Origin of the sequence: Streptococcus halitosis (assembly GCF_023147855.1) — a bacterium.
GTDB classification, from domain to species: Bacteria; Bacillota; Bacilli; order Lactobacillales; family Streptococcaceae; genus Streptococcus; species Streptococcus halitosis_B.
Genome location: NZ_JAHXOP010000003.1, coordinates 214475 through 231289, shown reverse-complemented (window position 1 = coordinate 231289; position 16815 = coordinate 214475). Strand labels below are relative to the sequence as shown.

At 41.4% G+C, this 16815-nt stretch carries 12 protein-coding genes; 1 reads left to right on the top strand and 11 read right to left on the bottom strand.

What is annotated here, in order from left to right:
* Positions 1 to 9: 9 nt before the first annotated feature.
* Genes KZX55_RS07250 through miaA form a run of 3 tightly spaced genes read right to left on the bottom strand, consistent with a single transcriptional unit; the run spans position 10 to position 2741 of the window.
* Positions 10 to 633 carry a hypothetical protein gene (locus tag KZX55_RS07250; RefSeq protein WP_000129698.1) on the bottom strand — a complete coding sequence of 208 codons (624 nt, stop codon included), beginning with the start codon at positions 631 to 633 and terminating at the stop codon, positions 10 to 12.
* Entirely contained in the window at positions 626 to 1864 is a 1239-nt protein-coding gene (hflX, locus tag KZX55_RS07245) for a GTPase HflX (RefSeq protein ID WP_000573176.1), read from the bottom strand. The genes KZX55_RS07250 and hflX overlap by 8 nt, the downstream gene beginning before the upstream one ends.
* Positions 1857 to 2741, bottom strand: coding sequence for a tRNA (adenosine(37)-N6)-dimethylallyltransferase MiaA (gene miaA, locus KZX55_RS07240; RefSeq protein ID WP_248026113.1), 885 nt, complete (start codon positions 2739 to 2741; stop codon positions 1857 to 1859). Before miaA ends, hflX begins: the two co-directional genes overlap by 8 nt.
* A 120-nt stretch (positions 2742 to 2861) precedes the next feature.
* On the opposite strand from miaA, the gene KZX55_RS07235 reads away from it, so the two are divergent.
* Positions 2862 to 3032 carry a DUF3042 family protein gene (locus KZX55_RS07235; RefSeq protein WP_001051782.1) on the top strand — a complete coding sequence of 57 codons (171 nt, stop codon included), beginning with the start codon at positions 2862 to 2864 and terminating at the stop codon, positions 3030 to 3032.
* Positions 3033 to 3075: 43 nt separating this feature from the next.
* On the opposite strand, the gene KZX55_RS07230 is transcribed toward KZX55_RS07235, so the two are convergent.
* From KZX55_RS07230 to KZX55_RS07195, 8 genes are all read right to left on the bottom strand, one after another.
* Complete coding sequence (locus KZX55_RS07230; RefSeq protein ID WP_248026111.1) at positions 3076 to 3915, bottom strand: thymidylate synthase; 840 nt, start codon at positions 3913 to 3915, stop codon at positions 3076 to 3078.
* A gap of 98 nt (positions 3916 to 4013) precedes the next feature.
* The gene (locus tag KZX55_RS07225) at positions 4014 to 4973 is read right to left on the bottom strand and encodes an ROK family glucokinase (RefSeq protein WP_000078548.1); all 960 of its coding nucleotides are present in this window, start codon (positions 4971 to 4973) and stop codon (positions 4014 to 4016) included.
* A 100-nt stretch (positions 4974 to 5073) separates the two neighbouring features.
* A complete protein-coding gene (locus KZX55_RS07220) occupies positions 5074 to 5874 on the bottom strand; it encodes an excalibur calcium-binding domain-containing protein (RefSeq protein WP_248026109.1) in 801 nt (266 codons plus the stop codon).
* A 95-nt stretch (positions 5875 to 5969) separates the two neighbouring features.
* On the bottom strand, positions 5970 to 7691 hold the full coding sequence (gene pabB / locus KZX55_RS07215) for an aminodeoxychorismate synthase component I (protein WP_248026100.1): 1722 nt from the start codon (positions 7689 to 7691) through the stop codon (positions 5970 to 5972).
* A 71-nt stretch (positions 7692 to 7762) separates the two neighbouring features.
* Complete coding sequence (locus KZX55_RS07210; protein ID WP_248026097.1) at positions 7763 to 13699, bottom strand: ZmpA/ZmpB/ZmpC family metallo-endopeptidase; 5937 nt, start codon at positions 13697 to 13699, stop codon at positions 7763 to 7765.
* Between the two features lie 2 nt (positions 13700 to 13701).
* Positions 13702 to 14265, bottom strand: coding sequence for a TIGR01440 family protein (locus KZX55_RS07205; RefSeq protein WP_248026080.1), 564 nt, complete (start codon positions 14263 to 14265; stop codon positions 13702 to 13704).
* 109 nt (positions 14266 to 14374) lie between these two features.
* The gene (locus KZX55_RS07200; RefSeq protein ID WP_248026077.1) at positions 14375 to 16066 is read right to left on the bottom strand and encodes a cache domain-containing sensor histidine kinase; all 1692 of its coding nucleotides are present in this window, start codon (positions 16064 to 16066) and stop codon (positions 14375 to 14377) included.
* Positions 16063 to 16800, bottom strand: coding sequence for a response regulator transcription factor (locus KZX55_RS07195; protein ID WP_000222604.1), 738 nt, complete (start codon positions 16798 to 16800; stop codon positions 16063 to 16065). Before KZX55_RS07195 ends, KZX55_RS07200 begins: the two co-directional genes overlap by 4 nt.
* Between the last annotated feature and the right edge of the window lie 15 nt (positions 16801 to 16815).

Sequence of the window (16815 nt, the reverse complement as noted above, 5' to 3'; positions counted from 1 at the left end):
ACTTTCTAATTAATCAATATATAACATAGCTGTGCGATTTTCCGATCGGAAATAGCGCTTGCCAGAAAAAGTAACAGCTTCTTGTAATAAATCCTCTTGGCTATAACCTTTGAGACGTTTGCGACCATCAGCCAAGCTTTCCAAATCTGTCAAAGCTGTGAGACTTTTCACGCTAACAACTTCTTCATCTCCGGCATCCTTCATGTAAATCTTTCCAGACTCTTCAAAGACGAGTTGATGGGGGAAAATTTGCGCAATCTCAAAAAGTAAGTCATCCGAGATTTTCTCTTCATTTTCAGAGAAAATCCGCCCCAGGCCCTCACTCTCATAGCAAAATCCAAAAGATTTGCCAGATAAATTAAGACGAATAAAAGGCTTATTTTCAAAGGTGAAACTTGGCTCAGCATTGTAGAGGTTCAGTTCCTGACTGACTTCTGCAAAATAATCCGTCGCAGCTTCAGGACTCTTTTTCTGGTAGAGTTCAGCAAAGTAGGCATTGACGACACTCGGAGGAGGTGTAATGAGAGCCAACTGCTCTTGCTCTGTTTTGCCAGCTAGAAGTTGATCTAGATAGACCTTATCCAGACTTGTATAACCTCCATACTTTAGAGCCAACGTTTTAATATCAGTCATAAAATTCCTCTAACCTCCATTTATTTTTCTCGGAAATGTAGCCTGTAATCACTTCTCCATCATCTTGGTAGTCACGTTCTTCAAGAATCGCCACACTTTCTAGATCATGTATCTTGTAAGACTTAGAAAAAGGCACGCGCAGGGTAAAGACTTCAAAAATCTCCTTGATCTTCTCCAAAAACAATGCTTGCAAGTTCTCACGACTATCCTCAGACTTGGCAGAAATGAGGGCATACGGCGTTTGAGTAGGCGTGAAATTCTCCACCAAATCCGCTTTATTATAAAGGGTCAGGCGGGGAATATCCTCCATATCCAAGTCTTTCATGATGGACAGGACTGTTTTTTCATGCTCCTCGTGATAAGGATTGCTGGCATCGATGACATGAACTAGAAGGTCTACATGCTTGCTTTCCTCTAAGGTTGACTTGAAACTGGACACCAATTCAGTCGGCAAATCCTGGATAAAGCCAACCGTATCAGTCAAGGTAACCTGAAGATTGCCCCCCAGATGGATACTCTTAGTTGTCGCATCCAGGGTCGCAAAGAGCTCGTCAGCCTCATACTGGGTCTTGCTGGTCAAGGTGTTCATGATGGTTGATTTCCCAGCATTGGTGTAGCCAATCAAACCAATCTTAAAGGTACTCGACTCCAGACGTTTTTCTCTAACTGTTGCCCGATTTTTCTCAACCACTTTGAGTTGGCGTTCGATATCTGTGATTTGGTTGCGAACACTACGACGGTTCAGCTCCAGCTGGCTTTCACCAGGACCACGGGAACCAATTCCACCAGCCTGACGGCTGAGCATAATCCCCTGACCAACCAAGCGAGGCAAGAGATACTTGAGCTGGGCCAGGTGGACTTGGAGCTTCCCTTCATGGCTTCGAGCCCGCATAGCAAAGATATCCAAAATCAACTGCATACGGTCAATAACCTTAACTCCCAGAACTTCTTCTAGATTGACATTTTGCCGTGGAGTCAAACGATTATTGACAATGACAGTAGTAATTTCTTCTGCATCCACCATCCGCGCAATCTCTTCCAACTTACCAGAGCCAACGAAGGTCTTGGAGTCATACTTTTCCCGTTTTTGCCTGTAGCTATCCACAACGACTGCCCCAGCTGTCTTGGCTAGACTGGCCAATTCTTCCATAGAAAGGTCAAAATTGTCCATGCCCTGCAATTCCACACCTATGAGCAGGACGCGCTCCTCTTTTTTCTCCGTTTCAATCATTTAAAAACTCCTCTATCTGGCTTAAAATACGGTCTTGAACTCCAGGCTCTCCTATCTGATAAAAGGTGACCTGCATGCGATTACGAAACCAGGTCAACTGACGCTTGGCAAAACGACGAGTCGCCTGTTTGAGACTCTCGCTTGCTTCCTCAAGAGTTTGCTCCCCACGGAAATAAGGAAAAAGTTCCTTGTAGCCAATGCCTTTGGCTGCCTGCACATCCGGGTAATGATCAAAGAGCCACTTAGCCTCATCCAAAAGACCAGCCTCAAACATCAGATCTACTCGACGATTGATACGTTCATAAAGCTGGCTGCGTTCATCATCCAAGCAGATAATCAGTGGTTCATAAGGACTTTCCTGATTTTCCAAATCCTGACCAAAATGGGCAATTTCCAAGGCGCGCATGGCACGACGACGGTTAAACTGGGGAATTTCAAGACCTGTTTGCTCCACAAGATGAGCTAATTCATCATTTGTAAAAGCATCCAAACTAGCTCGATAGGCTAAAATATCCTCATGAGGTGTTTCCCCACCTAGATGATAGCCTTCCAGCAAGCTCTGGATATAAAGCCCTGTACCTCCAGCGATAATAGCAAGCTTGCCACGACTTTGGATGTCCTTGATAGCTGTCTTAGCTTCTGAAACAAAATCAAAAGCCGAGTAAGACTCGGTCACCTCTCTGACATCAATCAAATGATGAGGAACAACGGCTTGCTCCTCTGGGCTAGCCTTGGCCGTCCCAATATCCAACCCTCTGTATACTTGCTGACTGTCGCCACTGACCACCTCTCCACCAAAGCGCTTGGCCACTTCAATAGCAAGGGCTGTCTTCCCAACAGCAGTCGGTCCAACAATCACAATTATTTTTGTTTTCATCTTTTTTCCTTGAAAAATTCCCATTTTTTCGTTACTATTATTATATCACAAAAAGGTCAGTCAGAAAAATGCTACCTCTTGAGGAGCCTGACTGTTCGGGAAGATAAAGGAGGAAGACTCATGGCTAAAGGATTCGCTAAAGGTCTTGTAACAGGTGTCGCAGGCACTGTCGCTGCCGTTGCAGGTGCAGTATACGCAATTAAAAAGAAAGTGATTGAGCCAGAAGAGCAAAAAGCAGCTTTCATCGAAGAAAACCGCAAAAAAGCAGCTCGCCGCCGCGTATCACATTAAGCAACAAAAGAAGTTGAGCAATCTCAACTTCTTTTTTATTTTCTTAAATAGCTAGATCAAACTTCAGTTGTGGCTTGACTGGATCATAGTCAACCAACTCAAAATCTTCCGCTTTGATATCAAAGAAATTGGTTCTATCAGGAACATTTAAAACCAAGCGTGGTTGGCAGTTTGACGGCTCACGACGGAGCAATTCCTCTGCTTGTTCAAACTGATTATCATAGATATGAAGGTTGTTGATAAAATAGAAAAACTTTCCAACCTTCCATCCAAAATGCTTGGCAATCATCATTTGAAGAGCCACGTACTGCATAGCGTTAATGTGGTGGGCCACCAACATATCGTTAGAACGCTGGGTCAAGGTCGCATCCAGATAGATTTCCCCATCAACGCGACGGACATCAAACATGGTCTGAAAGGCGCATGGAAGGAGGCCGTCTGTCTCCTCAAATGCTTGGTAATCCCAGAGTGAGATGATATTGCGACGATTCCAAGGATTGGCTTCCAACTGCTTGAGTATCTTGTTGATGATATCGTGTTTCTTAACGACCGCACCGTAGCGCTCACCGATGGTTCCCGTATCTCCCACTTCCCAGTCATTCCAGTAGTGAACATTGTACTTGTCATTGAGAACATATAAGCTATTAGACTGATCTTGGTAGATCCAGAGTACTTCCTTGATGGCGGATTTGATTGCAATGGGTCGCAAGGTTGTGATGGGAAATTCACCCTTAGCCAAATCATACTCTGCAAAGGCACCCGTTACGTATTTGGAGTTGGCAACAGTCCCATCCTTGTACTTAGGACGTGCTTGTTCAGAAAAGACGCCGTCTTTGAGGATTCGTTCAATATTTTCTTTAAAAATCGTATCTGCTTTTGTCATTTACTCTCACCTCATTTATTGTCCTAACTAGTATAGCATAAAAAAAGAAAGGAGGAAAATCACTGGCTTTAAAGTAGTGTTTTCCCCTTTTTATTATCTTATTGCAATACAAGTGATGCCGCCCCGATAACTCCAGCGTCATTTCCTAGAGTTGCAAGAGCCAATTTAGTAGATGTGCGTACTTGAGGGAAGGTATTTTCGTCGTAGACCTTTTGAACACCTTGGAGAAGGAATTCTCCCGCAGCTGACACCCCACCACCGATAACGATTGTTGATGGGTTTAGGATTGATCCTATATTAGCACAAGCGATTCCCAAGTAACGTGAGAAGTTACGGTAAACGATCAAGGCAAGGTCGTCACCTTCTTTTGCAAGGTCAAAGACAGTTTTAGCAGTTACTTCTTCGCCGTCATCAATCAAGCGTTTCAAGGCTGCATCACCTTCGTATTCATCTGCATAACGACGAGTCAAGTTGACAATCCCTGTTGCTGAAGCAACTGTCTCAAGACAGCCTTTTTTACCACAGGTACATGCGATTGGTTGGTCAAAGTCAACAGTGATATGACCAAGCTCACCAGCAGCACCAGCAACACCGTGGAGCAATTTGCCTTCTGCTACGATACCGCCACCAACACCAGTACCAAGTGTCATAAAGACAACGTCTGGTTGGTTGTCACCAGCCCCCATCCAGCGCTCACCAAGAGCAGCTACGTTGGCATCATTATCGATGAAGAATGGAATACCCAAGGCTTTTTCAATCTTTTCTTTAATTGGTTGAAGGGTTTTCCAGTTTAGGTTGTAGGCACCAATAACAGTCCCTTTCTCACGGTCAACCACACCAGGTGATCCCATTCCAATCCCTCGGAAATCCGTAGCTGACAATCCAAGCAAGTCCAAACGATGCTGAATAGACTCAATCATATCATCTACAATATGGCTTCCTTCGTCCAAAATATTGGTCTTAATAGACCATTTTTCTTGGATTTCTCCCTCTTGAGTTAAAATTGCAAACTTGATAGATGTTCCACCAAGGTCAATCCCAATAATCTTTTGACTCATCGTCTTCTCCTTTTTAATTGAAAATGCTTACAGATATAGTATAACAAAATCGTTTGTTTTGTGCAAAGGTTTGCATTAACTTCCTAGAAATTATTCTGATTTATGGTTTCCAAAGGCCAGAAGCATCTACGTAGTATCTACCACCATCAACTCGCTCATTCTTTGCCATTTTACCATCTGATTTCAAATAGTAATTCCCTTGCCAAGTATTACGAGCGTATGAACCATCTGATTTCAAGTAGTACCAGGATTGATAAGAAGAGTCATAAATCCATTCACTTTGAGCCATTTTACCGTTCGCTTTGAGATAAAAAGCACCTTGCCAAGCATTTTTGGCATAAGATCCATCTGATTTCAAATAATACCAAGCTTGGTATGATGAATCATAAATCCATTCACTTTGAGCCATCTTTCCGTTTGCTTTAAGGTAGTAACTTCCTATCCATGTGTTTCGTGCATATGAACCATCCGATTTGAGATAATACCATCCTTTGTAATATGAGTCATATATCCACTCACTCTGAGCCATTGTTCCATCTGATTTGAGATAGTAATCTCCTTTCCAAGAATTGGTTACTGGATTACCATTGTCAGAATAATAATACCAATATCCATCCTGCTTAACCCATCCACTAGAAGAAACTCTATTCTGTGGACTAGATTGGCGTGGTTTAAAAACACCTCGAGGAGCTTTTGAGCGTTCACAGGCAACTCCATCACCATCTTTGTCTAGTCTTGAAGAATATCCAGGCTCTCCTCTATGGATATCAGAATAGCCATTTTCCCACGCTTCTGTACAATTTGAAAAGTGAATTGTATCATTAGCAAAAGTCGGTTGAGCGAGCATCATCAACGCAGAAAAGCTAGCTAGACCAGCTTTAAAAAGAACTGTTTTTTTCATCATTTCCTCCCATAAAATGACATCGTTTTCCTCTTATTTTATCAAACTTAATCCAACAATTCAACATATCCATTATGTTTTTTAGTTCATGAAGTTTATTTAGAATTCACTTTCAACTCATACAAACCTCTGACTGCGTTACAGCCATAGACAGCTTCTGCTTGGTTCAAGTCTGCCAAAGTCAAGACTTTTTCATCTACCTGTCCTATGTCTAGCAAATGCTGGCGGTAAATCCCTGGCAAAATTCCTAGACTGGTAGGCGGTGTGTAGAGTTTACCATTAATTTTTAAGACCAGATTTCCAATAGAGGTCTCAAGTAGTTCTCCTGACTTATTATGGTAAATCTTCTCTTGCTCTCCTAGGCTTAAATGTGGTCTATGAGTTGTTTTAAAGTAGGTAAATGATTGATTCAAATCTGCTTCTTGCAGACAAAGTTTGGCTTTGCAGAAACTTGGACTGAGGGGTGTTAAGATTTGGCGACTGAGTTCCATCTCTCCAGACTTGCTGATAGTAATTCGCAAGCGATAGTCTTGGTGAGAATCACAAGCTTGACACTCTTCCTCTATCTTTTGTCTCAGTTCTTCTGGGTCAAAAGGAAAGGAAAAATAACGACTCGCCTTTGTCAATCTTTTCAGATGTTGATCTTCAAATAGCAAACGTTTCTGGCCGATTTTCCCTGTAGTAATCAATTTGAAACGAGCTTGTTTACGATAGAGAACAGCCGCCTTTTGATGAACCTCACGGTATTCAGATTCCCAAGTACTATCCCAAGTAATCCCTCCGCCAACTCCATAGATGGCTTTCCCTTGATGCAGTTGGATAGTCCGAATGGCGACATTGAAAATCCGTCGCCCATTTGGAAGTAAGAGACCAATCGTTCCGCAGTAGACTCCACGCGGTTGAGGCTCCAAGTTCTTGATGATTTCCATGGTCGCAATTTTGGGAGCTCCTGTGATAGATCCACATGGAAAGAGCGAACGGAAGATTTCAACTAGGTCCACATCCGGTCGTAACTGACTCTTAATGGTCGAAGTCATTTGCCAAACGGTCGAATACTGCTCCACCTGACACAGACGCTCCACATGCTCACTTCCAACTTCAGAAATACGGTTCATATCGTTTCGCAAGAGGTCCACAATCATCATATTTTCAGAGCGATTTTTAGGATCCTGCTCCAACCAGCTAGCCTGGGCAAGGTCTTCTTGGTCAGTCACTCCACGCTGAGTCGTTCCCTTCATTGGTCGCGTTGTCAACTCACGGTCATTTTGCTCAAAAAAGAGCTCTGGGCTCATGGAAATCACTGCCATCTCATCATGTTCAACATAGGCATTGTAGCCCGCCTCCTGCTCTACCACCATACGATTGTAAATGGCAAAAGGATTGACACTCAAGTCTTGCTTGAGTTGGACAGTGTAATTTACCTGGTAGGTGTCCCCCTGACGCAAATGATGGTGAATCTGGGAAATAGCTTTTTCATAGTCCTCTGCAGATGTTTGTTCCCGCCATTTTGAAGGCAAATCTACTTCCTCATAAGTCAGAGGAATAGGGGATGTTTCCACCCTATCGTGAACCGTAAAGTAAAGCAAATACTCGCCCAGTAGAGGAACCTCGTGAACTGCTAGTTTTTCCTCAAAAGCAGGTGCGGCCTCGTAACTGATATAGCCCACGACATAATAGCCTTGCTCTTGGTAGCTTTCCACTTGTGCCAGCAGGTCCGTCACTTCTGCTAAATCTCTCGTTTTTAACTCTTTGATCGGCTGGGTAAAGATGTATCTCTCGCCTAAAGCTTTAAAATCAATCACTGTTTTTCTATGCATATCTTAAGTATAGCACAAAAAGGCAGATACAGACAAAGCTGATCTACCTTTTTTCATTTTACTAGTTCTATCTACTGTTTAGTGAATAAATCTCCAGTAAATCCGTCTGATTTCTGCAAGAGTTGTTTGTAAACTTTCCATTTAAGATTCACTGTATTATCAAATTTATTACCTTGAAGGTCTTTTTCAACTGCAGCATCGAATAGCTCTTGAAGTTTTTCATATGTTGAAATCTTTTGACCATCAATTTCAATTTCTACAAAACCTTTCTCAGCTTTAGCTCTGACTTCTTTATACCATGCTTTCTTCCACTCTTCTAATGTATTAAATCTACCTTTAGAAACTTTTTGGATGATAAAGTTATCACCTAGACCTACGTTACCGGCTGCTTTAGATTCTTGTTTATACTTGTTAGATGCATACCCTAAGAATCCATCAAGGTAACCGTAGTAGCCCCACATACGGAATGTATTGTGTTTGAATGAGATTGAGCCAGCCGTACTCTTACTTGTGTTACCACCGTAAATACCAGTCATCATATTCACAACAGTATAAGCAGAATCGAATCCTTCAGTACGGTAATGACCATTACCTGGTAGCCCGTGTTTAGTAGCGAAGTTGTTATCTACAAGTTGATCAATAGCTGTCAGTTTCATACTCTTCTCATCATCATTTAAATCGCGAACTAAATCCCATTGGTGTGGTGCACCTTCTAACTTATTATAGCTAGCTTTTTCGCGATATTTCTTATCGATTTTCTTGAACCACTTATCGTTAGTTCCAGTATTTTTCTTGATGACAGATTCTGCTTCTAAGTAATCAAGCATCATCATTGATTCGTTATAGTTCTTCATGTAGTGATCAATCTTCTCACGACTACTTAACATATTAGGATCATAGTTATAAATTTGTGTACCATCATTTTTACGTTCGTACGCCATATTTAATCCAAGTGAACCATATTCACCATTATAGTTCGTAAGAGATGGTGATTGTAGCATACCTTGAGCAAATGATTCAATATCTGTCCCTTCACGGTGACGCCATGTTCCTAAGTAGGCCATACGGTCATTGATATGAGTTGTTTCGTGAGTGAATGCAGATGTACCATAATCACTAATCATACTAGAGATGATGTAGTATACAGCCTCTGAATTTTGTGGGTTAGAAAAGATATAAGCATACGCACCCATACCGTTATATCCGTGCCATTTACCTGTAGGTCCATAGAACTCACGAACTGGAGCATAGTCACCATTCTTATTATGACCCATTCGGTCAGCCCATCCATTACCTGGAACATCTTGGTTATCCCAAATTGCTGATGGAACCATATTTTCAGATTTCAACAATTGGTTACGTGCATTATCAGCAGCAAGTCTTGACCAGAAGTCTAAGTAATTAATTTGCTCTTGTGCACGTAAATCGATTTCTTTCTTAAACGCTTCTCGTTCAGATTCTGTATTCTTACCATATTTCTCAAATGCACTAAACGCTAGCGTATTGTACGTTGAAATTAAGAACATGTGAGCCTTCTTAGTATTCAGAAGTGGTAAAATGTATCGACCATGCTCGCCGTTATTTAAGTTTTCATATAAGTGATATTTCTTATTAGCAAAATCAGGATTAGATGATTGTTTCTCAACTACATAGTTAGTATGAGAAATAGCTTTTTTATACCACACGTTCATATCAGTATCTTCTGTAAATAACTTCATATTATATGTTAAGAAGTCATTTAAGTTACCTTTACCTGTTGCTCCCGCAATCACATCACGATAAGCATCTTGAGTTCGGTCTCCTTTCAAGAAATGTTCACGTGAACCAATTTGAATCAATCTATCGATAACGCTAACGTTCTTACCATAAAAATCAGGTTTGAACATCATAAGGTCTTTAATGCTCATATCATTGTATTTAAATCCATAATAACGATTTAAATAAGTAAGAGCCATCATAATTTTAGCTTTGTTGTCTTCTACTTTTTTAAGAAGAGCTTTCATGGAAGCTTCATCACTATTCAATTGATGGTCTTCGTTTTCGACTAAAGCTTTGACTAATTTATCCAAATTAGCTTTCGTTTCTTCAAAGCTTTCTTCAAGGAATAGATTTTTAATATAACCATCTTTACGACCATCAGTATTTTCTTCAGCTTTACCACGTTTGTCCATTAACGCACGCACTTCAGGTGAAATCAATTCAACACCTGCTAATTTTGCTTTAATATCGTTGATTAATTGTGTTCTATCTTTAACAACCATATTCGGTGTATAAACGACGTCACCAAGACCTTCGATACTATATTCACGAACTTGTTGGACTTGAGAATCAGCTTTACGTGTGACAACTTTTTCTTCCTTAGTACCATCAGCATAATGAATCATAATATGATCAACATCTGACAAGTCAGTTACAAATTGACCATCTTTCATACCTGTCACAGATAATACTTCTGTAGTTAATAATTTAGATCCTTCAGGAATCTTATTACCTTGATTGATAATCCACTCTTTATTGTAGAATGGTTGAAGTTTTTCAACATTTCGGTAAGCAAGTTCACGTTCTGCATTATAATCTTGAGTAGTTTTGTACGTGTCTTCTTTATACGCTACGTGATTTAATTTATCAGTCAAATATGGTGTGATTTCATATTTATCTGCTGTGATATTGAACGAAGCAATACGTTTATCCGCTTCTGCTTGGTCGACACCCTTAATCTGTTTTGAACGGTTATAAGAAACGTTACCTGATGCAACATCGTTCACATACACATTGTTCTTGAAGTAATCAAATCCGAAGTATGGGTCACCTGAGTCAACTGACCCTGAACCATACATCATTTCACCATTTGTCACTTTCATCATGCTGACGTTATTTTCAACCCAACCCCAGTCATAGTTTTCGTGAATTAAACCACCGCTTTGATTGTTGGTTTTGAGTGTCAATGTCCCTTTGACCACAGATTTAGTTAAACGACCTTTTTGTTTAACATCATTTGGATTTCCACCATGGTTGACTTTGGCAATCAATCCACCAAATTTAGCATTGTTGGCTTTAATGTCAGCTTCAACATAAGAACTATCTACATTGCTTCTCCAGCTTTCACTTACAAGTCCACCAGACCACCAACCTTTGTTACCCACGCTTTCGATTTTACCGATAAAGGCTACATTACGCATATTGGATTCATCTAGTTTGTTGACCATACCTGTAACGTCGTTATTACCAACCACATTACCCGTAACCTTAATATTCTCAATCGTTGAGTTCTTAAACATATCTCCAAGTGGAGCTGTTTTATCAGCCCACGGCATATTGATATTCACATTACCAAAGTTGATGTCATGAATATGAGCATTTTCAACACGGTTGAACAATGGTCGAGCTAGATTGTGAATGGTATAACGTTTATCACCTTCACTATACAACTTACCTTTAAAAATGTTCGTCACGTATTGTTTATTCGGAGTCGGAACATTTGCTGCATTAAGATCCGCACCAAGTTTAAACTCACCCGTTGGGTTAGCTTGCATATCTTTTACAAGCTCATTGAAGTTGTAATATACATTACCTTCTTTTAATTTTTGTTTTTCAAAGTAATGAACATACTCTTCACTGAAAGTATCATCTGCTCTACGTTGAACTAAGTTTGGAGCTTTTGCTACCACTTTGTACAATGTTTTTCCATCGACAACCACTTCTTCAACAGAACTTACCGTAAGTCTTGTTGTCTTATTATCATAAGTTGTCACTCGTAAGTAAAGTGGAGCAACGTCTGTCGGTTTTTCAGTAAGTAAGCTCTTATCTGTTTCAACACCAGCATCATCCACACTCATCAAGCTTGTTTCTTTGATGTTTTTGATTTCAACTTTTTTAAGGTCAAGTCTTAGCGGTTCTTCTTTCAGAACCTCTTCCTCATCACCCTCACCACGGTCATAAACCATCTTCGTTTCAAGTTTATAATCCTTGTAGTACTGTAAATCTGTCAGGGTAGTTGTCAAGTCGTCTGGTGAAACATTCAAGGTTTTGACAATCTCATCACCTTTTTTCAGAGTTAAGGTAATAGATTTAATGGCTGCCTTACTTGGATTTTCTAGACTATACTTAACATCTGAAGTACGCTTCAAATCCTTAGGCTCAACTGCTGTGATGGTCAATACTGGTTTTTCAAAGGTCTTGGTACCACGTTTCAAAATTTTGTCTTGAGGTGCCTCAAGGATTTCCTCTGTAACTTTTGGAGCGTCCTCTGTTTTAACTCCCTTAATGGTATTAAAGGTCTTGGTGATTTTTTTCTGGCCTTCTTTCCCTTCTTGAGCTACAACTTCTAATCCTTTTTTCAGTTGGTCATCTTCTTTAACAACTTTCTTAAATGGAATCTTTTCAAGACTTTCTTCTACAAGAGTTCCTTCAATTGGTTTTGTCCCACGACTTACCTGTTGGTTTACAGGCTCCTTGGTAACTTCTGTGCTAGTTGAAAGAACTTGGTCAGTTTTAACACCTTCTACTGTTTTATAAGTTGTTTTAGTAACTTGACTACCTTTTTCACCATTTCTTACGACAGTTTCTTCGTCCGTATACTTGGTTGGATCCTCAGTCGTTTCAGTTTTGTAGTCTAGGTCTGTAGTCGATGTTTCAACAAGGGTTCCCTCAGTTACTTTGTACTCAGGTAACTGTTCTTGTACAAGAGCTTGACCTACTTTACCTTCCTCTTGTGTACCTTTTACTTCTACTGGAGCATCTGGTAATGCAGGTTGAGTTAAAGCTTGACCTTCTTTGCCAGATTCTTGAGTTCCTTTGGCATCTATCGTAGCTTCTGGTAAGGATGGTTGCGTTAAGGATTGACCTTCTTTACCTGCCTCTTGAGTTCCTTTAGACTCTACTGTAACCTCTGGTAATTCGGGTTGCGTTAAAGATTGACCTTCTTTGCCTTCTTCTTGCGTACCTTTAGCTACTTGGTGAGTTGGTTCAGCTTGTGGTACTGGAGTTGGAGCAGGTTGCACCTCTTTCTTAGTTCCGACTGCAATGACTTGCGACACAGGTTTTTGAACCACTTGGTCTTCGATGACTTCTCTAACTTCTTGACCATTGACCATCGAAACTTTGGTTACAAGACGACGCTGACCATTTACTCCGGCTGTGACGATACGAGTCTGTCCTTCTGCTAGATTAGCATCTGGGCTTGTGACCGTTTCAAAAGGAATCTCTACCAAGCTCTCTTCCTGTCTAGCCTGAGGCTTCTCAGAAACTGGTTTTTCTTCAACCGCAGGCGCAACTGGATTCTCTACTACAGATTTTTCGACGGCAATTTCCGAAGCAACAGCAGGTCTTTCCTGAGCTACTTCTGTTTTCTCGATTTCTTTTGAACTTTGCTTTTCTACTGGCAACTGAGACTTTTCAGCTGAAGCTGGTCTTGATGGATGGAGTTCCGCTTCCTTGAAGTAACCGATGTACTCATAGCCATCAATATGAATAATTCCTTCAGCCAAGCCTTCATGTGTAGAGGCTGAAATAGTTTGGTTATAAGAAAGCAATTCTTTATTTTCAAATGCAAATGTCCCATAAGGTACAAAAGTGCTGGCTCCCAAAGAACCAATCAAGAGAACACCTAGGACCTCTTTGTGACCTTTTTTGGATACCAAAAAGACTGCTAGTGAGGCTGTTGCCAAGCCAAGACCAGCCAAGGCTAGTTCTTTACTTCCTGTGTAAGGAAGTTGTTGACTGTTAGTTGCTTTCTTGCGATAAACTACATAGAGAATATCTTCATCTTGAAATTCTGTAGGAACTTCATGGTGAATCAAGGCTTTTTCAGACTCAGTCAATTCCTGCTCCGCCAGATAACGGTAATGAACGCTATGAGCTCCGCCAACTTCATTGGCTTGCACCTTATCTACTGAAAAGGTACTAGCACCAAAAAGGAAGGCCCCGATGGCTACAGGACCTACCCCAACAGTTAGCTTACGAATCGAATATTTGGTGATTTTTTCTAGTTGTTGTTTTGTTTTTCTCATTCTCACGACTTTCTGATAGAATCTTGTGGATACTGCGCACGCGCACCTCCGATTAATTTTGGACGACTTGCAAGAGCCGTTACATGGGCATGCCCAATTTCTCTCAAAAGAGGGCGAATCGGAACCTGAACATGCTTGACATGCATGCCAATTGCAGTGTCTCCGATATCCAATCCAGCATGAGCCTTGATAAATTCGACCTCAACTGGATCCTGCATAAACTTGAAGGCTGCCAACTGACCTGACCCTCCTGCATGAAGTGTAGGAAGGACACTGACGATTTCCAGACCAAACTGCTCTGCCACCTGACGTTCCACGACGAGGGCCCGATTGACATGTTCACAACCTTGAACAGCTAGATGAATTCCTTTTTCCTCTAGGATATCTAGGATGGTTTTCACGATGATTTCCCCAATTTCCTGGCTGGATTCCTTACCAATCTGACCACCCATCACCTCACTAGAAGAAAGGCCCAAAACAAAGATAGCTCCTTGCTTCAAATTAGCCTTGTCTATTACATCTTCTACAATCTGGCTTGTTGCTCTTTGAATGTCTTTTTCCGTCATACTTGATACCTCTTTTGTCACTATCTATCATATCTTTTTTTACTGATTTTATCAAGGCCAACTAATCATTCTGATTTTTAAAAGCAAAACTCCCAGAATAGACTGGGAGTTAGCTTGTTGCGATTTTATTGAGGTATATTTCAACTGTCGTTCCTTTTTCGGGTGCAGAATCAATCTTCATCTGGTAATTGTCTCCAAAATGAAGTTTGAGTCGTTGGTCGACATTTTGAAGGCCAACTCCCCCACGTTTGAGCTGACTTTGACTACTATCGCCAGCAGCTTGGAAACCAACACCATCATCCTCAATGCGGATGACAAGCCCTGTATCCTTTTTCTGAACAGAGACTTTAATATGGCCCTGACCTTCCTTCTCCTTAATGCCATGGTAAAGAGCATTTTCTACAAGAGGTTGTAACACCAGCTTGGGTAAGACTAGGTTACCAAAAGCAGGATCTTCATCAATCTCATACTCCAGCTTATCACCATAGCGTTGTTTCTGGATAAAGAGATACTGGCGGACATGATTGATTTCATCAGAAAGAGAAATCAAATCCTTTCCTTGATTGAGCGCCAAGCGGAAATAGGTTGCCAAAGACTTGGTCACCTGAACCACTCGCTGACTATCCTGAAATTCAGCCATCCAGATGATAGTATCCAAAGTATTGTAGAGGAAATGGGGGTTAATCTGGCTTGACAAGGCTTGAAGTTCATACTGCCGGGTCGCTTCTTCCTGCCTGCGCACATCTGCCATCAGCTGATCAATCTGATCCAGCATGGCATTGAACTGGCGAGTCACTTCTCTCAGTTCATAGGCGCCAGCTTCCTTAGCACGCAGATTTTGTGTACCAGAAGCAATTTCCAGCATGGTTTCTCTTAGATCCTTCAAAGGGGCAATCCAGCGTTTGAGACTGAACCACACCAAGCAGAGACAGGCAAGAAGAGATAAGGCACTAGCACCAAGTAAGGTCCACATGAGTTGACTCCGAACCTGGTCTAACTTCTCTAGCGAAGACACGCCTATAACCGTCCAATCTGTTCCTGCAATCTGTTCCTGACTAACGTAGGATTGATGGTCTAGCGTATAGCCCTGCCCCGTCTCGATGTAGGGTTTCATGGCCTCCATTTCACTCGCTGAGCTATAGACAGTACGTTTAGGATGGTAGACAAATTCATGGTTTTCATTGATGATAAAGGCAAAACCCTGCTGACCCAACTGGAGTTGGTTGAGATAGGCTTCCAGAGTTTCGTAGGAAATATCCAAACGAAGCACGCCAAGATTGGCCCCCTCTGCATCAACCAGTTCCTGAGTAACAGAAATGACCCATTGACTGTCTGATTTACGAGCTGGTGTCAAAACTGGCTTAGCTCCCTGATGAATAGCCTTTTGGTACCAATCCTCAGCCATCATATCTGAGGAAGTTTTCATCTGCACACTATCATCTGTAGAAATAACCTGACCGGATTTGGTGACCAGTACCACCGTTTTCAAGTCCTGATCTGCCTTTAAGATCGTCAAAAACAGATCTCGGATTCCCTTGACTTGGTCTTGGTTAGGATTCTCAGCATAGGCTAAGACATCCTTCTGCTGGGTCAAACTGGTAGAGGTGGTTTCTAATTTTTTGATATAAGACTGAATAAAGTGGCTAGTTTGGCTAATGGTCGTTTGGCTATTACCCTCGATAGTAGCCTCAATAGCTGATGAACTAGATTGATAGTAGAAAGTCCCAACCACAGCTAGTAGAATGAGAAAGACCAGAAAGATGGAAATAACCATTCTGACTAAGAGAGAAGAACGCTTCATCGGCCTTCTCCCTTCTTAAACTGACGAGGTGTCACACCTGCAATCTGTTTAAAACGTTGGGTAAAGTAGTTCATATCTTCAAAGCCAACCTTTTCGGCTATCTCATAAATCTTTAAATCCGTGGTCAGAAGCAAGAGCTTGGCTTGTTTGACACGCTCTCTCACCAGATAATCCTGAAAAGGCAGGCCCAACTCTTTCTTAATTAAGGAACTCAAATAAGTTGGGCTAAAGCCCAAATCACTGGCCAAGCTCTTTAAACTAAATTGACTGTCAGCCAGATGAGACTGGATTTTCTGGGCAATATTTCCCTCAAACTTATCAGTCAATAAATCTTGTAACTGCTCTTCTTTTTCTTCCTTGTCTAGTTTTTGCTTGATTTTCCCCAACATTTCCTCAATATCCTGACGAGAAAAGGGCTTGAGCAGGTAGTCATCTACACCGAGTTTAACAGCAGACAAGGCATAATCAAAGTCATCGTAACCTGTCAAAAAAACTAGGTGAACCTGAGGATAGGTTTCTCGGACCAGACTGGCCAACTGGATGCCATTTAGCTGAGGCATGTTAATATCGGTTAAAATGATATCTGGCACCTGCTTTTGAATCAAGTCCCAAGCCTGTCTTCCATTTTCAGCCTGACCGATGATTTCCATATCGTAGGCTGCTACATTGACCAGCTTGGTCAAGCCTTGTCTTACCAGATACTCATCTTCTACGATTAAGATTGTGTAGGTCATGCTCTGCTCCTTTAC